Genomic DNA, 18606 nt, shown 5'->3' on the forward strand with positions numbered 1-18606 from the left:
ACCTTTATAAGCGTGGCAGCTCACACTGCTTATTTGTAAAAGCGTGTTTCTTTGCGCTGCTGCGTACTCGGATCGCTCGCTTGCTCAACAACAAACGTCAAAGTGCTCACTTTTTTGGCCAGTTCGTAGCCATCAATACTGACTGTCACGGGGATCTCTTTTTGCTCTCCCGGAGCTAAAGAAAGGCCGCCATGCACCGCCAGCTTCGCCCCTTCTAAGCCAGCAATACTGATTTGATACGCTTGCTGCTGTTGGGTTTTATTGACCACCGAGATACGGTAGGGATTCTCAACCCAGCCTCGATAATCTGTACGCGACAACTCGCCCCTATCACGACTAACGTACACCTCCAATGGTGTGCGACTGCTCAACCACCACGCCATAACCACAAATACCAGCACCGTCATCGCTGCATAGCCCAATAGCTTTAGCCGCAGTATAGAGGTTTTACCTCCCTCCTGTTGGCGCTCACTGGTGTAACTGATAAGACCGCGAGGATAGTTAAATTTATCCATGGTTTGGTCGCAGGCATCAATACATAAACCACAGTTAATACACTCATATTGAAGACCATTGCGAATATCGATGCCAGCTGGGCACACCTCGACACACAGCTTACAATCAACACAATCCCCCAGTGCGAGCTCTTCACGTGCAGCTTTACGCTTGCGTGGTCCTCGGGTTTCACCGCGTTCACTGTCGTAACTGACGATCAGGGTGTCTTTATCGAACATCACTGATTGGAACCGCGAATAAGGGCACATATAAATACACATTTTCTCGCGCAGCCAACCGGCATTACCGTAGGTGCACAAAGCAAATAAAAACACCCAAAAGCTGGTTAACCCACCCCAAGCAAAGGCTAGCATCTGTGAATAAAGCTCCTTGGCGGGAATAAAGTAGCTCATAAAGGTGGTTGCGGTGAAAAATGCAATGCCAAGCCAAGCTGCATGCTTGGCTGCCTTTTTCATCACTTTGCTAAAGCCCCAAGGCTGTTTGTCGAGCTTTATACGCTGATTACGGGTCCCCTCGATGCGGTGCTCGACCCAGGTAAACAGTAACATCCACACCGTTTGTGGACACATATAGCCGCACCATACGCGCCCCAGCCAATTAGTCACAAAAAACAAGGCGAAGGCACCTGCCATAAATACCCAAGCTAGGATCATAAAATCTTGGGGAAAGAACGTAATAGAGAATATCCGGAATTGTTGTTGCGCCACATCCAGCAACACCGCCTGCTGGCCTTGGTAAGAAATCCAAGGAAGGGCAATAAAGGCAATCATTAATGCCCAACTCATAACCCTACGAATGCGTTGGTAACGGCCTTTTTGTTCACGAACATAAATAGGCCCAGACTGCTTATAGGGCTTAATGATGAGATCTTCTTCTTTAATATCGAACTTCATAATACTTGCTTGTCATTGCTTGAGAACAAGCGGGTATTCGCAAGTATTGTGCCATAACAATAAGTATTAAAGCCTATAAATTTCAGTGAGTTAAAAAATAATTTGGACGCGAAATAACGATATATCGATACCTTTGTCGATATATCGACACCCTGCCTATATTTTACTCGCGGTTGACGCCCAATTTTTGCATTTTTGAGCGTAGTGTACTCGGTGCCAAACCGAGCCGTTGCGCGGCTCCACCTTTACCATTGATGCGCCCGCCGCACATAGATAAAACATATTCGATATAGCGCTTTTGCTCACTATCAAGAGTTCTTATCTCTGTGCCTTCTTCGCGCGCCGCCTCCGATAATTGCATGTCATCGATATGCACAATAGGGCCTTGCGTGAGAATAGCGGCTCGTTCGAGAATGTTCTGCAGCTCACGCACATTGCCCGGCCAATGGTAGGACTTAAGACGATTAAGACTGCGCGCACTGATACCAGTGAATTGCTTGGCCAGCTTCTGTGATAGCTTACTGAGTAACTGCGCCACTAGTAGCTCTAAATCCTCAATGCGCTCGCGCAGCGCTGGCACCCGTAGCGGAAAGACATTGAGGCGGTAATACAAGTCCATGCGGAAGCTGCCTTGTTCAACCATGGCCCATAAATCACGGTTGGTGGCGGCGATAAGGCGAATATCTACTTTCAGGGTTTGCTGTCCCCCGACCCGCTCGAACTCTTGTTCTTGTAATACTCGCAGCAGCTTGCTTTGCGCCTCTAGCGGCAGCTCTGCGACCTCATCTAAGAATAACGTGCCTTTGTGCGCCAATTCAAAGCGCCCTTTGCGCCGCTGTTGAGCGCCGGTAAACGCGCCTTTCTCATGACCAAATAACTCGGACTCAATTAAGCTCGCACTAAAAGCCGCACAGTTCACCTTAACCAAGGGTGCATTGCAACGCTGGGAGCGATTGTGTAGCTGTCGCGCAATCAACTCTTTACCAGTGCCATTTTCACCGAGGATCAGTACCGTACTGTCAGTTTTAGCCACCAGCTCAATCTGTTGCATCATTTGTTGAAAAATGACCGATTGACCCACTAAATCACTGTCTTGCCACTGCGCATTGATCTCTTCTAGCAAGTAGCGATTTTCTGCCTGCAACTGTTCGCTAAGCTCATTCACTCGTGAGAGTGCTTCGCGTAACGCCTGCTCAGTACTGCGCTGCTGTGATACGTCACGAAATATCGCCACAGCACCAATCAGCTGTTGATCTTTATAAATAGGTGTGGAGGTATATTCCACTGGGAATTGACTGCCATCTTTACGCCAAAACACCTCGTTGCTGATCGTCCGTGGTTGGCCGTCGACAACAGTGCGATAGATTGGACACTCACAGGCTGGGTAGTCACTGCCATCAGCATGGCTATGGTGGTGAAAACGGTGGATCTGCTGACCGAGGAGCTCACTGGCTTGCCAGCCGGTCATACGCTCTGCTGCGGGATTGATAAAGACCGCGTTACCATCGCGATCAAAGCCATAAATACCCTCTCCTGCAGCATCAAGCAGCAGTCTAGGATCATGAAGAAAGTGTTTGAGTGATTGGTCCATTACTCATTCCAAGCGAGGTAACGACATATCGTTACTATACTCGCTTGGCAAAGAGATAAATAGAGGCGGCTGACTACAATCCGCTGGTTAGGGTAATTTCACCGGGTTTGACAGCCAGAGCAAGGTCAAAGCGCGATAACAAAGCTTGCTTCGGATCTTGGCTATTGAGGGTATAGACCGGGTATTGACGTAGTGCTTGCGTGACGATGTCTTGCACCTGTTGCGACAGCGGTGCTAGCTTGCCTCGGTACCCCATGGCATCAACGTCGGCATTAATAATAGTGAAGTCTTGCAGATAAACCGCGTCGTCATCATTGTTGAACACTGGCTTTGCGGCAATACTCAAGCGTACACGCACAGGAACTTTTAATGCCAAAGCTTGGACAAATACAGTGTTATCAACACTGAGTTGCACACTGTCGGGGTGTTGCTTAGGGCCAATATCAACGCCGACATCGTTCACTTGCATGCGCATAGGCATGCCCATAAGCTCGACCTCACCTTGCAAACGCTCACTATTAGATTGCAAGTTCTGCTCCAATTGCGTTGCACTGAGCGAATAAACCGACACAGGGGCGTGCGACGCACACCCCGCTAAGCTAAGTAACCAAACGGCGACGATTAAAAACTTTTTCATTGACTCTCCACGGCTTCGAGCACGCTAACAATACGATTAAGCTGTTGTTGTTCCCCTAGGCATAGGTATTGCTCATTAACCCCAACGGCGTTGAGCCAGGCAATAAGCAAATCATCCAGGCTATAAGCCACACCTTGGTGCTTTTCATCAAGCATGGTCACTTGCTCTTGCATACGCAAACTGGCGTCACTGGATGGACTGTCAATATTAGCTGTCACTTCTAGGCGAACAAGTAATTGTTCAGCGGCTAATGCTAGCTTGCTGTCGCTTAACCAACGCTTATCAAGCGCCTGTCCTTGCGACAGTGCACTGCGTAGCTGTCGATAGTGCGCATGGCGCTGTGCCGCCTGAAGTATATGTAGCGACTGTTGGACCTGTGCCAGTAGTTGCTTTTTCATATCCTGCAACGGCCGCTCTACGTTGAGCGCCGATACAGTATGCACCACTTCTTGGTAATCCCCAGCTTCCTTACATGCATTCAGTTGTTGTTGCAGTTGCGCTAACTGTGTTTGTTGCTCATTGAGCAAATCATTATGTACCTGCTGGCGCTGTTCTTTGGCCTCATCACGCTGAGCAAAAACGGCATCATTTATACGTCGAAACGCTAACCATAGTTTACGTTCTTTACTCTTACCCGCGAAGCCCACTTGCTGCCATTGTTGTTGCAAGTCCTTCAATGTATGGGTGGCGGCAAATACATCTTGCTGCTGCGCCTGATGAGCCTGCTCAAGCAGAGCCTCTTTGGCACTGGCATTATGCTGGTAATAATCTTGTACGCGCTCAGCAATCGCCGTTTGTGCTTCGTTGAAAGCTTTGTTGAGCTTATGATAAAGCTTGCTCTCTAACCGTTTAGCGCCGCGCCACTGCTTTAGTAGCTGATTAAATTGGGCTTCTAAAGACACAATATCATGATCCGCTTCCTGTGCTTGAGCATCGAGGGTTTGCATCTGTGCAATCAACGCCTCGCGCTCAGCCACCGCCTGTTCCTTTTGTGCCTGCTGCTCAGCAAAATAGTCGCGACAGGGCGCAAACGCGGTTTCGATTTGTTGTTCAAACTCTTGCTTGGCTTGCGCCTCTACGTGCGGGCCCAATAGTTGCCAGCTTTTACGTAACTTTTTCACTGCGGCTAAACGCTCATTGGCATCTTCACAAGGTGATTGCGCCAGCTCGAGCGCGGCCTCGAGCAACTGCGTTTGCTGTGATTGACCAGCATACTGATGCCAATCTTCAGCCTCGCTCAAGGTTGTCTTCAAGCTTTCATATTCTCGGCTAACTTGTTGGCGGTAATGCTCGGTGAGCTCTTGATACAGCGTCTCTAACCCATTAAACACGCCGAAAGCAACGCGGTAGCGACCTTGATTAATTAAACGACGCAAGTCTTTTGTCTTTTTGCGCGCTTGGTTAAGGGTTTGCTGCTGCGAATCTAACAGTGGCTGCATCTGCGCAAACCATGCCTTTTTGGCTTGCTGGTATGATTGGCGCCATACGCCAGCAAGCTCTTTAGGTAAGGCCGACAAACTCTGTTGAATCTCTTTCGCAAGCTCAGTCTCACGCGTAAGCGCTGCATCAAGCTGAGCTGAGGTTTCAGCAACAGCCATAGCTTGATATTCCTTTAGTCGCTCCCGCAACTGCTCCACATCTTGCTCATAGGCACTAAGTTGTTCAACTTGCTTAAATAAACGCTTGAGCTCTTGGCGCTGACTAGTCAGCTCAGCTCCAGGCTGCAAATCGGGGCTTTGCAGCATATCTTCAGCTTGCGCTACTTTGGCATGTAGCCAATCGGTTTGAATTTGCTCATTTCCATCGAAACGTAGCGCCATGGCATTGCTGATCTCTTCCGCTAGCGCGCTTAAATTGGCCAATGCCAACACACTGCGTTGCTGCGCTTGTTGTTGCGCCTGTTGACGCTCATATTGTTCGCCAAGAATAGCGATATGACGCTCAAGCTTGTTTTTCAAAACGGCAAATTTCTCATCGTTTTGCGTTCGCAATTCTTCATCAAGCCAATGCGTCTCTAGCTGAGCGAACTGATGGCTGAACTGAGTGTATTGAGTCGTGACCAGTTGGTAGTCGTTTTTATCGCGCAAAGCGTTCAGCTGCGCCAACAAGAGTTTACTCTGCTGCGTTACCTGTTGTGGCATGTGTGCTGCTAATTGCTGCTCTTCAATGGCCTGTGCCAACCGTGTTTTCGCTTCGCCTTGAGCATGCTTGACTAGCTTATCTGCTAACTGCGCATTAATCACTAACTGGCACAACTGCAGCTGCAAGGCTTCGTCTGCACCTCTGAACACCTGTTCGGTAAGCTGCGGTTTATTAAGGCGATGAATTAATTTAACTTTCGTTGCTGTGGTTTTCTCTGCTAATGCTAGTTGCTCTAACGTTTTCTCATTGGCGAAACGCTCTAAGTATCGCTCTTTATCTGCGCTCGACAAAGCCTGAGGTGAATGCATTAGCACTTCTGCCACTTTTTGATTGGCCAAGCGCTTGATACCCGGCTCGGCGTCACTTTGGCAAGCCTGCCACCACAAATCGATGTCATTGAGTTTTTTTAGTGCTGCCGAGCGCACTTTACTGCTCGGGTCTTGGCTGGCTAATTGCTGCAATATAGCATGGTGTTGTTGATTATCGAGCTGAGACAATGCCCCTAGGCGCGTGCTCTCATTAGGGTGCTTCCACTTTGGTTTGAATAACTGCTTAAAGATCATTTTCACTAAACCTGGCTATCTCATTGTCTGCTTTGAACTGCTTCTTAAGTTCTTGTTTGGATTTTTGTACTAGCTCACCATTTTCACCAACGGTGAACTGCTCGTCGCTTTTAAGTACTTTGGCTTGATACAACATGACCAACTGCACTGTTTGTTGTTTTTGTTCGTCACTTAGGGGTGTCCCATCCGGCCATTTACCAGTGGCGGCACCATACTGCAGGCGCTCAAAGGTTTGCGGAGTAATTGCTTGGACTAACTGCTCAATATTCATAACTTCTTTCTTTTCAAAAATACCAAACGAACGCGATTAATTAGATACCAGATAAACCCGAGAACGATGGCGCCGTAACAGGCATTTTGCTGCCATGAGCCAGGCTCAGGCTGCTGCCAATACAACACTAAGAAGCCACCAAGGAAAAAGATCAAAGCAATGAAAGATTGATTCATCAACCCCTGTTGCTTTTGCAGTTTAGTTCGCGCGGCTAAACGGCGCTGGTCTTGCTCGTTCATTTGTTCTAGAGCGATATTGCAATGGGGACAGGACTGGTGTTTGTCGGAAATCGACTTTTGGCACTGCGGACATGAAATGATGGCCATGCTTACTCCTATTTGCAACTACGCGCCCATAAAAAAAGGCGCCTTCTGGCGCCTCATTGTACTGGTTTTAATTGCTCTTGTCTTTTTCCAATTTCTGCCAGTAGTCTTTTACTGAGTCTTTCATTTCTTTACGCAGTAACATGATGCCAAACAAGTTCGGCAAGGTCATCACCACGATGGCTACGGCGGCGAGCTTCCATACCAACGTGGTGTCGGCAAATGATGCCCAAAAGAAACCGGCCACATAAAATACGCGATACGGCATCACCGAGCGCGAACCCAATAAATAGGTCATCGCCCTATCCCCGTAGTAAGACCACGCTATCGCCGTGGAGAAGGCAAACAGTAATAAGCCTATAGACACGATATACTTACCATTGTCGCCCAAGAAGCCACGCGTAAAGGCTTTAGTGGTCAGCTCGGCGGAGTGCACCAGGGATTTACCCATCACACTGATACTGTCATCGACTATCTGGCCATCTTTCACTTCCACTTCACCGGTGTAGACGTGACGCTCAGTAATGCCAAAACGCAGGTCTTCAGCCACTGAACGTGAGTGCAAAATGGTGAAATCTTTATTTATAGCTTTGCCGTTAATTACGTTGATAGTGCCGTTGTAAGGCGCAACCTCACTGCCGTTACCGTTAAGGTAGTTGTAGAGATCGGCGCGGTCTTCATCACTTTGGTCTGAGTAGTTTCCTTGCAGCACGGTCATTGAACTGCGCTCAAAGTGTGTATCAAATTTCTCGTTCCACACCCCTGATGACAAGATCACTAAACCGGTTAACGTACAAATGATAATAGTGTCGATAAACGGCTCTAAAATTGACACCATGCCTTCGGATACAGGCTCATCGGCTTTGGCTGACGCGTGAGCGATAGGTGCCGAGCCCTGACCGGCTTCATTTGAAAACAGACCTCGGTTAACACCTCGGTTAAAGGCATAAGCAAAGCTGGCACCCAAGAAACCACCTGCGGCGGCTGAGCCTGTGAAGGCCTCGGTAAATACCGAAGCAAACGAAGGGCCTATATTCTCAATGTTATAGAAAATGACCAGGAGCGCACCAATTACATAGACAGCGGCCATTAGCGGTACGATTTTCGAGGTGATCGCGGCGATGCGTTTGATGCCGCCAAGGATCACTAAGGCTAATAAGATAGATAGAACGGCCCCTGTGGCCATAGGTTCAAAACCAAAAGTGGCTTCCATACCCTGGGCAATATTATTAATTTGCGGCAGACTACCGGTACCAAAGGAGCTAATAACGGTGGCAATGGCAAATAAAATAGCTAACCACTTCATGTTTAGGCGTTTGTCCATGTAATACATGGGACCCCCTGCCATGGTGCCATCTTCGGTTTTCTCGCGATATTTGTGCGATAGCGTTACTTCCACAAACTTTGTGGTCATGCCGAAAAATGCCGTCATCCACATCCAAAACAGTGCTGCGGGGCCACCGATGGAGATGGCCAAAGCAACACCACCGATGTTACCAGTGCCTACTGTTCCGGACAGCGCAGTAGAAAGAGCTTGGAAGTGCGTGGTATCACCCTGGTGCGATTTTTTATCATATTTACCAGAGACGATGCGCACGGCATGTTTAAAGTAGCGAACCTGAGGGAATTTTAGATAAATCGTAAAAAATAAACCCACACCAAGCAATACATAGGGGAACCAAACGGAACCACCAAGCATGGAGTCGAGGGTATCAAAGAAGTTTCCTAGGGCATCCACGGGTATATTTCCTCTTTTATTATTATGTCTAACTGCGAACTATGACAGCATCTCACAAGGTTGCGAATATGTTAAAGCATTTGTTATTAAAATGAAGCATAAAAAAGGCGCTTAAACGCGCCTTTTTGTTATCTTAGCTTATCAACCACAGCGATAATGGCGGCTAACGTGTCTTGCCCAAACTGATAGGACCGTCTGTCTGACCAGCCGTAGTCTATATCTGGCAAGTTAGCGTTGTCTTTAAATGGCATCTCTACGGTGTAAGCCAAGGCTTTAAACTCCTCACCAACGGCGCAAGAGGCCACTGTTAGGTTAGCCTCACCGGGGGCATCCTTGTCATAGCCGAATTCGTCTTGGAATTCTGGTGTAATAGTCAAAAGCGCATCTTTAAAGGTGTTTTCTAAATCTTCGAGGCGAGCGTCATAACTTGGGATCCCCTCGCCGCCAGCAACAAAGTTATAAGGCAGTGCTTCGTCACCGTGGATATCGAGATACATATCCAATCCAACTTCGCGCATTTTGTTTAGTACTAGGTAAACTTCTGGGCTCTGGTCCATGCTCGGGGTGGCCCATTCACGATTCAAGTTAACACCAGCAGCATTGGTGCGCAGATGACCACGCACACTGCCATCAGGGTTCATATTAGGAACGATGTAGAATACTGCTTTCGATAGTAACTTCGCCGCATGAGGGTCCTCGTCGTCGAGTAATTTATGCAATAACCCCTCAACAAACCACTCGGCCATGGTTTCACCTGGATGTTGACGAGCGGTGATCCAAATCGCCTTTTTATCAGCGCTTGGCTCGCCAATACGCAGCACCGTCATATCGCGACCATCCAAGGTAGTACCGAGGTTTTCAGCATCACAGATAGCATGACTTTGCGCCCAATAAATCAAATCAAGATGACGCTCATAACTGTAAGGGGCAAAATAAGCAAAGAACACCTGAGAACACTCTGGTTCAAAGTCGATAATCAAAGTGCCGTTGTCATAACGCGTAGGCACGCGGAACCATGTTTGTCGATCATAGGACGCAACGGCTTGGTAATCATCCCAGCCCTCTGGGTATGCCGACTCTTTTAAATTATTAATATGCAAGCAGTGTTCAACGAAAGGTGTGGTTTCTAGACGAAAGTGAAACCATTGAAAAAACGCGGACTGATTGTCTTTATTAATCTCAAGTTGGATATCCAGTGGCGATTCACAGGCGATAACCTTGATATTACCACTATCGAAATTACTGGTGATGTTCATACTTTATCCTTTCAGACATGAGAAGTAGTGATGCTCGCAGACTAGCACAGCCCCTGCAGAGCAACAATTAACAACAAAAAAGCCGGTGCGCTAAAAAGCGACCGGCTGTGAACTAACTTGGTTTTTATTAGCGTGGCAAGCTTGGGTGGGCAATTTCAGCCATGTCTTGCATACAACGCACAACCTGACAGCTGTAACCAAACTCATTATCATACCAAACGTAAAGCACAACGCGCTCACCATCAACGATAGTTGCTTGGGAGTCCACCACACCGGCGTAACGGCTACCAACGAGGTCGGTAGAGACGATTTCTGTTGAAGCGGTGTAATCGATTTGATCGCGTAGCTCTGAGTGTAATGCGGTCTCGCGTAAGAAGGCATTCAGCTCTTCAACACTGGTCCCCTTTTCCAAGTTAAGGTTAAGGATAGCCATTGATACATTCGGTGTCGGCACTCGAATAGCATTACCGGTTAGCTTACCTTCAAGTTCAGGCAAGGCTTTGGATACAGCTTTCGCCGCACCAGTAGAGGTAATAACCATATTGAGCGCAGCTGCGCGACCACGGCGCTCAGCTTTGTGGTAATTATCAATTAAGTTTTGGTCGTTAGTGTATGAGTGTACGGTCTCAACGTGACCATTTTTAATACCAAACTTATCATTTAAAGCTTTTAGCGTCGGCGTGATGGCGTTAGTGGTACAGCTTGCAGCACACACAATTTTATCTTCAGGTTTAATATCTTGGTTGTTAACACCGTAAACAATGTTCTTGATATCGCCTTTTGCCGGTGCTGTTAGTAATACTTTCGAAGCGCCTTTTGATTCTAGGTGTTGGCCCAGGCCTGCTTCATCTTTCCAAATACCAGTGTTATCAACAACTAACGCATCCTCAATACCATATGCAGTGTAATCAACTTCACTTGGCGAGTTGGCATAAATCACTTGGATGTAGCTGCCGTTAGCTTTAATGGCATTACGCTCATTATCAACGGTGATAGAGCCATTGAATGGACCATGAATTGAATCACGACGCAATAGGCTAGCACGTTTTTCAAGATCCCCATCTTTACCACCACGTACCACAATGGCGCGTAAACGTAAGTCGGCATACGGGCCTGACTTTTCGATTAACAAGCGCGCTAACAAGCGACCAATACGGCCAAAACCATATAAAACCACATCACGCGGTGCTTTTGGCTCACCTGGATTAGTGATTTCTGCAAGCTCGTCTTTTAAAAATTCTTCTAACGAGCGACCTTTGGCCGCATCTTTATATAGGAAGCTGTAAGCCAATTTACCAATATCGATACGGCCAGAGCTAAGTTCCATGTTGCTGATCGCTTCTAACACCGGGTAGCTTTCGCGCAGACGTAGTTTAGAGTCTTCAAATTGCGCCACGGTTTTGTGCGCTTTGATAATATCGATGGTGCTGGCGTTGACCAGAGGGCGGCCATAAACGGCAATTTCGATACCACGGTTGCGATACAGTTTACCAATGATGGGTTGCATACTTTCAGCGTAGTCTTGGCGTTCTTGCCAGCTGTTCAAGTACTCTTGCTCGTGAGATGAGGTCATTGTTTCTGCCTTTGAAATTTGTTTTGAACGGATATAGCCCGAGGAGGGAATGTGTCATCACAAAGTGAGAGCGTGATCAAGGACAATATACCTCCTAGCAGGCGGGCATATTCTAATGCAAAGCGCGAGCAATAACCACCTCTACATTACTCTTGGGTACAAGGTGTCTCCCTATAACGCTTTGAGCTACAATAAAATCAATGACTAAAGCAGTTTTACACCCATTGACGAAAAGTAACGTCAATTTCAGCGCATAACATGATGGTGTGAGCGCACTAATACAAAGAAAAGGAATAACCATGCGACTTATTATCGGCTTGGCCTTAGTTACAACGTTGAGCGGCTGTGACTCAAGCCTGACAGTGCGGGAAGTCTGTGAGCAAACTCCGGCCATGTGTAATGACTTAAACACAGACAGTCACTGCCGACATGAACGCGCAGAAGTGATCATAAGTCGCTTTCATGAGTATGAAAAGCCGACTTTGGAGCGAAAATACCAATTACTAAAAGACTTTGAACGCTACAGCCAATGTGTCAATCTCGCTTCAAAAATTGAACACATAAAGCTAAAAGAAAAGACCGCCTCGCGTTATAAGGGCTATCACACGGCACAAAAAGAAATTAATCGCTTACTTTATGAAACCCGTAGTAGCAATCATCCAGGACTGCTGTATTTTCACTGGTCGCGTAACAACGATAATAGTGCACTGCAAAAACTGCTGTCGATGCAAGAAGACACAAAAGTAAAAAACAGCCGAGATGCACAGTTTTATCTGGCCAGTTACTACATGAAAGTGGATACGCAAAAAACGTTGGATCACTTATACCGTAGTCTTGAGCTTAATGGTGCTGATCAACAGCCTCACCCTGAAGTGCTTACTTCACTGGTCAATATTTTCTATCAGCAAGAACAGTATAATTTAGCGTATACCTTTGCGGTGGTGGCCAAGCAGGCCGGCGTGGAAAACATTGACTTTGCGCCTTTACGCGCAAGAGCCTTAGATGACGGGCATGACTTAGAGCGCCTAGATACCTTAGCACAAACTACCTACGAGCAAATCATGAGCGGACAATTCCGCTCGCCCCGCTCATAAGTAAACTCCATAAAAGTAAAAAGCAGCCTTCAGGCTGCTTTTTTATTACTTTAATTTGCTAGTGCCCACTTCAACACGGGTTTTTAGCTTTTGTCCGGGTCTAAAAGTGACCACTCGGCGCGCCGAGATAGGAATATCTTCTCCGGTTTTGGGGTTACGACCTGGTCGCTCTTTCTTATCACGAAGATCGAAGTTGCCAAAGCCGGAAAGCTTAATTTGCTCCCCATTTTCTAAAGCTGAGCGGATTTCTTCAAAAAACGCTTCAACTAGTTCTTTGGCATCCTTTTTATTGATCCCCAACTTCTCAAATAGGTGTTCAGCTATGTCGGCTTTGGTAAGCGCCATATCTAGTCCCTCAACGATGCGTTAAACTCTTTGGCCAATGCGGCCACGACGTTGTCGACAACTAAGTTGATATCTTTCTCTTCGAGCGTTCTATCAACCGCCTGCAGTGTCAGAGCAATTGCCAAACTCTTATAATTTGGCTCGATACCTTTGCCCTTATACACATCGAATAAGTTTAGGTCAACCAATTGATTTCCGCCAACTTTTTCTATAGTGGCTAAAACATCACCAGCATGAACCTTATCTTCCACCAAAATCGCGATGTCTCGGCGGTTCGATGGGAACTTGGATATTCCTACAGCTTCTGGAAGAACACGGGTAGCCACTGCGGCTACTTCAATTTCAAAGACATAGGCTGCACCGTTAATACCAAGCTGCTTTTGCAACTGTGGATGCACAGCACCAACAAAACCGACCTGCTGCCCATCAACAAAGATAGCGGCACTTTGGCCCGGGTGCAAACCATCACATTGCTGTGCTTTGAAACTAAAGCGTGCACTGTCATTGCATAGCGCCAGTAACGCTTCCACGTCCCCTTTCACATCATAGAAGTCGACCGCGCGGCTTGGTACATTCCAATGCTCGCCATAACTTGTGCCCGAGACAATGCCACCAAACACAGCCTGCTGACGCACGCCATTTTCAGCTTGTTCATCAGCAATGAACTTCAGTCCATGCTCAAACAAGCGCACGCGTGATTGCTGACGATTTTGGTTGTACACCAACGCATTCAGTAACCCCGGCATCAACGACAGACGCATGACCGACATGTCCGCCGAAATAGGGTGCGGTAAATGCAATGCTTGCTCATCGCCATGGATGGCAGCCTGGACCTTAGGATCAACAAAGCTATAAGTAATGGCTTCTTGATAACCGCGCGTCACTAAGGTATCGCGCAAACGCTTAACCGGCACTGACGCTTCGTTGTGAGCTGTCATGTTAAGTTTCGCCATTGGCGCAACATTAGGAATATTGTTATAGCCATAGACCCGAGCGACTTCTTCGATTAAGTCTTCCTCGATGCGAATATCAAAGCGATAACTGGGCACATCGGCCTGCCAAGTACCGTTTGTGAATTGGACGTCTAGGCCCAAACGACGCTGGATATTGGTCACGGTTTCATCATCGATATGATAGCCAATCACACGGTCTAAACGTTCACGACGTAAAGTAACCGCTGTGACCTTTGGTAACTGCTCTGTAGCAACAGCCTCAACAACAGGGCCAGCTTGACCTCCGACTATATCAAGTAACAATGCCGTAGCACGTTCCATGGCGTCACGTTGTAACGCAAAATCAACTCCGCGCTCATAACGGTGCGAGGCATCGGTGTGCAGCCCATAGCTTCGTGCCTGGCCGGCAATAGCGACAGGGTTAAAGAAGGCACTTTCAAGTAAAATATCGCTGGTTTTCTCGGTGACCCCAGAGCCCTCTCCACCAAAGATACCCGCCATGGCTAAGGCTTTATTATGATCGGCGATCACTAGCGTCGATTCATTGAGTTTCGCAGTGTTGCCATCAAGCAAAACCAATTCTTCACCGGCATTGGCACTGCGTACCTTAATACCACCTTCAATGGCGGCTAAGTCAAACGCATGCATAGGATGGCCCAGCTCAATCAACACATAGTTGGTGACATCAACCACAGGGTCAATAGAGCGAATACCACTGCGGCGCAATTTCTCAACCATCCACAATGGCGTTTGCGCATCAAGATTGATGCCCTTAATTACGCGACCAAGGTAACGAGGGCAACCTTGCTCGTTAACTAGCTCAATGCTGACTTTATCATCAATGGTGGGCTCTACCGGCGCAATCGTCAGTTCATTCACGTCCAGGTTGTTTAGCACCCCCACTTCGCGAGCCAAGCCTTTAATACCCAGGCAATCGCTGCGGTTCGGCGTTAAATCAACATCGATAATATGGTCATCAAGGCTTAGGTACTCACGTAAATCGGTGCCAATGGGCGCATCGGCTGGCAATTCCATAATGCCATCGCCCTCTTCACTGATACCTAGCTCTACGAATGCGCATAACATGCCATGCGACGGTTGACCACGCAGCTTGGCCTTTTTGATTTTAAAATCGCCGGGTAATACCGCGCCGACTTTCGCCACTGCCACTTTGATACCTTGACGACAGTTAGGTGCGCCGCACACAATATCAAGTAACTCATCATCACCGACGTTTACTTTCGTCACACGTAGTTTATCGGCATCAGGGTGCTGACCACACTCGACAACTTCGCCGACAACCACACCACTAAACTGGCCTGCAGCTGGTTCTAATGCATCCACTTCCAGTCCCGCCATTGACAACTGCTCCGCAAGTGCGTCGCTATCGATGGCCGGGTTCACCCATTCACGTAACCACTTTTCACTGAATTTCATTTATCACGACCTCTTAACGGAACTGGTTTAGGAATTTCAAATCATTTTCGAAAAATGCGCGTAAGTCATTAACGCCATAGCGCAACATGGTAAGGCGCTCTACCCCCATACCAAAGGCAAAACCAGTGTATTTTTCTGGGTCGATATTAACTGAACGCAACACATTCGGGTGCACCATACCGCAACCAAGAACCTCTAACCATTTGCCGTCTTTACCTTTCACATCAACCTCTGCCGATGGCTCAGTGAATGGGAAGTAAGAAGGGCGGAAACGAATTTCCATATCTTCTTCAAAAAAGTTACGAAGAAAATCGTGCAAAATGCCCTTGAGTTCAGTGAAGCTAACGTCTGTATCCACCATCAAACCTTCAACCTGATGGAACATCGGTGTATGCGTTTGATCGTAATCGTTACGATACACTCGACCTGGCGAGATAATACGCAACGGCGGTTGCTCAGTTTCCATGGTACGTATTTGTACACCACTGGTTTGCGTGCGTAATACCAACTTGGGGTTAAAGTAGAAGGTATCGTGATCCGCGCGTGCCGGGTGATGTGCAGGAATGTTCAAGGCATCAAAGTTGTGGAAGTCATCTTCCACCTCGGGCCCTTGCTTCACCGCAAAACCCAACTCACCGAAGAAAGACTCGATGCGTTCAATGGTCCGGGTAACGGGATGAATGCCGCCGCTGGCCATATTGCGCCCAGATAAGGTGACATCAATGGTTTCTGCTGCCAGCTTTTGCTCTAATGCTTTTGCGTTCAGCGCTTCACGCTTTTCATTGATCGCTTCAGTCACTTGCTGCTTGGCTTGGTTAATCACTTGGCCGGCGCTCTTACGCTCTTCTGGCGCCATTTTACCAAGCGTTTTCAGTAACCCGGTAATTTCACCTTTCTTTCCAAGGTAGTTTACGCGCACATCTTCTAGGTGCGCGATTTCGCTGGCTGAATCAACCGCCTTTAAGGCGTCAGCCAAAATCGCTTCTAAGTTCATCGGATACCTGACTAGGGTGATAATTTAAAGTGTTTATTTAACCACTTATGATAACCAAAGGGCCGCTCTGATTCTAGCCCTGAGCGGCGCTTTCTATAGCTTTAAAGTGGCTTTTATAAACGGAATGGTGAGCTTTCGCTGCGCTGCCATAGAGGCATGATCGAGTGTGTCCAATACATCGAGTAGTGCACGCATGTCACGGCTTAAGCGCGTCAATAAAAAACGTGCACAATCATCAGAAAGTTCTAAGCCGCGCATTTTCGCTCTATTTGTTAATGCTTGAGCCTTATCATCATCGCTCATCGAGCGGATTTGTAAGGTGGTGCCCCATTTCAGACGCGATTCTAAATCCGGCAGCGTAATATTAAGCATATCCGGCAATAAATCGGCGGAAATCAGCAACAGCTTGCCCGGCTCATTAAAACGGTTAAAAAAGTTGAATAAGGCTTTTTCCCAGGCCTCATCACCGGCGACTAAGTGCAAATCGTCGATACATACCACATCGAGGGTATCGAGCCCCTCTAACACCTGAGCACCAAACTGCTGAACCTCACTTAACGACAACAGCATACTGGACAAGCCCTGCTCTTGGGCATGGATACAGGTAGCATAAAGTAAATGCGATTTACCCGAGTCCCCTAACCCACATAAATAGGTGTACTGAAATTGCTGTGTCAGGTGTTCAAAGGCCGCTTTTAAGTGATTAACCTCTAACGAGTCTTCGCCACCAAAGTAACTGGCATAGGTTTCGTCATCAGGTAAAGTAACAGGCAATGCCAGTTGCGAATGCTGCATCATCAGTTATTGCCACGCATACTCAAGATCGTCATTGCTAGTGGAGTAATAAAACTTATCTGGGTCGCGATAATCACTAAAATAGGAATCAAGCGTCAGTGCTTTGCGCAAGTCATCAATACTGCCAGTATGACTGACATTTATTTCAATGAACTTTTTAGCAACATGACTAACGTTGGCATCAGTGACCACACTCAGACTACGTAAGCGCCGCAAGGCATACTCAATATCAACAAAACTGGTGGTGTTATAAAGCTTAAGCATTTGCTGCTGTGCATCATAGCCAGAAGCCGCATCAATTGCATACTCACTGGCAAGGGCACTGGCTAGCGCGTCGACCATATCGAGAATAACCTGTTGCTTGTCGCCCTTGTGTCGGGTGGCCTCGAACTGATCTTCATTGGTGAAGCGCCAATCGAGCTCCCACGCTCCGGAGCGTTCATCTTGATAGAGTCTCGCTGACACAACGCGTTCTGCCATATAGCGCTGCGAAGCGATGTCCAGCGAGTCACTGAAATTTCCCCATACGTCGGTGACTTCGACATGTTGTCTGTCTTCAAGGTCGAGTAAAGGAGTAACAATGGGGAGCCCGCGACGAGAGGCACGATCTGACAGTAACTCCTCGACTTGCGGGTGGGTATCAGCAGTGAGCAGCTCCCGTCGCCAGCCATCTTCAATCGCCAACCAAATGACCACCAAAGGACGGCGATTGCCCCACAGTGGCAAACCGGCTTCTCTGACTAAGGTATTGACCTTGTTGCTGTCAAATTGCACGTTTAAGTATGATTGCCCTTCGTTATCGCCGTATTCAAATTTAGTCATATAGTCGGAGATATCAGATAAAGCGCCCCGCACCACCTGGTTGTTCGTTGCATCGGGCTCACCCGTGACCTTGATCACTACATTTAATAATGCGTTCTGACTTGCCGTGACCCGGCTGGCACGAGTTTTATCATCTACTGGCTGTTGATACTGATACAGCCCTTTTACTTCTATCGCCTGATTTGAGAAGGCGATAAACATTGCACATAGCAGGAATAAATTACGGATCACGTTGCTTCATACCTCAATCATAATGCCCTGATCCTAAAGCAAAGACTAAAACAAAGCAAAAGGTTCGCTAAGATTAACAACGGCTATGAAGAGAGCCTGAATATAGGCGGTTAACAATGATTAATGTATCCCTGTGTTGTGACCCTGACTGCATGCTGCAAGGCTGAGGCCTTGCCTACGGGTGTGGTGATGGGTGTTTCGCTCTGTTGTAGGTCAGGGTTTACCCTGACTTGATGTTGCAAGGCTGAAGCCTTGCCTACAGGTGTGGGGTTCTTTTCTACAGGCATAAAAAACCCGCTGCACTTCTGCAACGGGTCTCTCTAATTAGGAGCCTGGTGATGACCTACTTTCACATGGGCGAACCCACACTATCATCGGCGCAGTTCCGTTTCACTTCTGAGTTCGGCATGGGGTCAGGTGGGTCCAGAACGC

General features: G+C 47.6%; 15 protein-coding genes and 1 rRNA gene. 1 reads left to right on the forward strand and 15 read right to left on the reverse strand.

The genetic code is table 11. The features are described from left to right. Positions 1–29: 29 nt before the first annotated feature. The 9 genes from ccoG to MHM89_RS03605 all read right to left on the reverse strand — a co-directional run bounded on the left by ccoG (position 30) and on the right by MHM89_RS03605 (position 11503). On the reverse strand, positions 30–1409 hold the full coding sequence (gene ccoG, locus MHM89_RS03565) for a cytochrome c oxidase accessory protein CcoG (RefSeq protein ID WP_239408083.1): 1380 nt from the start codon (positions 1407–1409) through the stop codon (positions 30–32). A 163-nt stretch (positions 1410–1572) separates the two neighbouring features. Beyond that, on the reverse strand, positions 1573–3000 hold the full coding sequence (locus MHM89_RS03570) for a sigma 54-interacting transcriptional regulator (RefSeq protein WP_239408084.1): 1428 nt from the start codon (positions 2998–3000) through the stop codon (positions 1573–1575). 73 nt (positions 3001–3073) lie between these two features. After that, on the reverse strand, positions 3074–3637 hold the full coding sequence (locus MHM89_RS03575; protein ID WP_045978633.1) for a DUF1439 domain-containing protein: 564 nt from the start codon (positions 3635–3637) through the stop codon (positions 3074–3076). Next, positions 3634–6342, reverse strand: a complete 2709-nt coding sequence (locus MHM89_RS03580; RefSeq protein WP_239408085.1) for a DUF349 domain-containing protein — start codon at positions 6340–6342, stop codon at positions 3634–3636. The genes MHM89_RS03575 and MHM89_RS03580 overlap by 4 nt, the downstream gene beginning before the upstream one ends. Continuing rightward, positions 6332–6613, reverse strand: a complete 282-nt coding sequence (locus MHM89_RS03585; RefSeq protein ID WP_022943608.1) for a DUF1315 family protein — start codon at positions 6611–6613, stop codon at positions 6332–6334. Before MHM89_RS03585 ends, MHM89_RS03580 begins: the two co-directional genes overlap by 11 nt. Next, entirely contained in the window at positions 6610–6939 is a 330-nt protein-coding gene (locus MHM89_RS03590) for a hypothetical protein (RefSeq protein ID WP_022943607.1), read from the reverse strand. The genes MHM89_RS03585 and MHM89_RS03590 overlap by 4 nt, the downstream gene beginning before the upstream one ends. 67 nt (positions 6940–7006) lie before the next feature. Continuing rightward, a complete protein-coding gene (locus tag MHM89_RS03595) occupies positions 7007–8674 on the reverse strand; it encodes an AGCS family amino acid carrier protein (RefSeq protein WP_239408086.1) in 1668 nt (555 codons plus the stop codon). Between the two features lie 128 nt (positions 8675–8802). Further along, a complete protein-coding gene (locus MHM89_RS03600; protein WP_138588173.1) occupies positions 8803–9930 on the reverse strand; it encodes a M14-type cytosolic carboxypeptidase in 1128 nt (375 codons plus the stop codon). Between the two features lie 127 nt (positions 9931–10057). Beyond that, a complete protein-coding gene (locus MHM89_RS03605; protein WP_022943604.1) occupies positions 10058–11503 on the reverse strand; it encodes a glyceraldehyde-3-phosphate dehydrogenase in 1446 nt (481 codons plus the stop codon). A 299-nt stretch (positions 11504–11802) separates the two neighbouring features. On the opposite strand from MHM89_RS03605, the gene MHM89_RS03610 reads away from it, so the two are divergent. After that, positions 11803–12597 (forward strand): DUF2989 domain-containing protein, encoded by a 795-nt coding sequence (locus MHM89_RS03610; protein ID WP_239408087.1) that lies wholly within the window; start codon positions 11803–11805, stop codon positions 12595–12597. 45 nt (positions 12598–12642) lie between these two features. Here the strand turns inward: MHM89_RS03610 and ihfA are convergent, their stop codons facing one another. The 6 genes from ihfA to rrf form a co-directional block, all read right to left on the reverse strand. Then, positions 12643–12942, reverse strand: a complete 300-nt coding sequence (ihfA, locus tag MHM89_RS03615) for an integration host factor subunit alpha (RefSeq protein ID WP_022943602.1) — start codon at positions 12940–12942, stop codon at positions 12643–12645. A gap of 2 nt (positions 12943–12944) precedes the next feature. Further along, the gene (gene pheT, locus MHM89_RS03620; RefSeq protein WP_239408088.1) at positions 12945–15332 is read right to left on the reverse strand and encodes a phenylalanine--tRNA ligase subunit beta; all 2388 of its coding nucleotides are present in this window, start codon (positions 15330–15332) and stop codon (positions 12945–12947) included. A 13-nt stretch (positions 15333–15345) separates the two neighbouring features. Further along, positions 15346–16326, reverse strand: coding sequence for a phenylalanine--tRNA ligase subunit alpha (gene pheS / locus MHM89_RS03625; RefSeq protein ID WP_239408089.1), 981 nt, complete (start codon positions 16324–16326; stop codon positions 15346–15348). Between the two features lie 93 nt (positions 16327–16419). Next, a complete protein-coding gene (gene hda / locus MHM89_RS03630) occupies positions 16420–17121 on the reverse strand; it encodes a DnaA regulatory inactivator Hda (protein ID WP_026110924.1) in 702 nt (233 codons plus the stop codon). Between the two features lie 6 nt (positions 17122–17127). Further along, positions 17128–18174 (reverse strand): DUF2066 domain-containing protein, encoded by a 1047-nt coding sequence (locus tag MHM89_RS03635; protein ID WP_343224211.1) that lies wholly within the window; start codon positions 18172–18174, stop codon positions 17128–17130. Between the two features lie 330 nt (positions 18175–18504). Further along, positions 18505–18606, reverse strand: a 5S ribosomal RNA gene (rrf, locus tag MHM89_RS03640); the annotation flags it as partial.

Source organism: Pseudoalteromonas sp. CNC9-20 (genome assembly GCF_022347875.1).
In the GTDB taxonomy this organism is placed as follows: domain Bacteria; phylum Pseudomonadota; class Gammaproteobacteria; order Enterobacterales; family Alteromonadaceae; genus Pseudoalteromonas; species Pseudoalteromonas ruthenica.

Excerpts from the sequence above, each read along its gene's own strand:
- MHM89_RS03585 (WP_022943608.1), bottom strand. The coding sequence starts at position 6,613 with ATGAATATTGAGCAGTTAGTCCAAGCAATTACTCCGCAAACCTTTGAG.
- MHM89_RS03570 (WP_239408084.1), bottom strand. The coding sequence starts at position 3,000 with ATGGACCAATCACTCAAACACTTTCTTCATGATCCTAGACTGCTGCTT.
- hda (WP_026110924.1), bottom strand. The coding sequence starts at position 17,121 with ATGCAGCATTCGCAACTGGCATTGCCTGTTACTTTACCTGATGACGAA.
- MHM89_RS03605 (WP_022943604.1), bottom strand. The coding sequence starts at position 11,503 with ATGACCTCATCTCACGAGCAAGAGTACTTGAACAGCTGGCAAGAACGC.
- MHM89_RS03590 (WP_022943607.1), bottom strand. The coding sequence starts at position 6,939 with ATGGCCATCATTTCATGTCCGCAGTGCCAAAAGTCGATTTCCGACAAA.
- MHM89_RS03580 (WP_239408085.1), bottom strand. The coding sequence starts at position 6,342 with ATGATCTTTAAGCAGTTATTCAAACCAAAGTGGAAGCACCCTAATGAG.
- MHM89_RS03575 (WP_045978633.1), bottom strand. The coding sequence starts at position 3,637 with ATGAAAAAGTTTTTAATCGTCGCCGTTTGGTTACTTAGCTTAGCGGGG.
- MHM89_RS03600 (WP_138588173.1), bottom strand. The coding sequence starts at position 9,930 with ATGAACATCACCAGTAATTTCGATAGTGGTAATATCAAGGTTATCGCC.
- ihfA (WP_022943602.1), bottom strand. The coding sequence starts at position 12,942 with ATGGCGCTTACCAAAGCCGACATAGCTGAACACCTATTTGAGAAGTTG.
- MHM89_RS03610 (WP_239408087.1), top strand. The coding sequence starts at position 11,803 with ATGCGACTTATTATCGGCTTGGCCTTAGTTACAACGTTGAGCGGCTGT.
- pheT (WP_239408088.1), bottom strand. The coding sequence starts at position 15,332 with ATGAAATTCAGTGAAAAGTGGTTACGTGAATGGGTGAACCCGGCCATC.
- pheS (WP_239408089.1), bottom strand. The coding sequence starts at position 16,326 with ATGAACTTAGAAGCGATTTTGGCTGACGCCTTAAAGGCGGTTGATTCA.
- ccoG (WP_239408083.1), bottom strand. The coding sequence starts at position 1,409 with ATGAAGTTCGATATTAAAGAAGAAGATCTCATCATTAAGCCCTATAAG.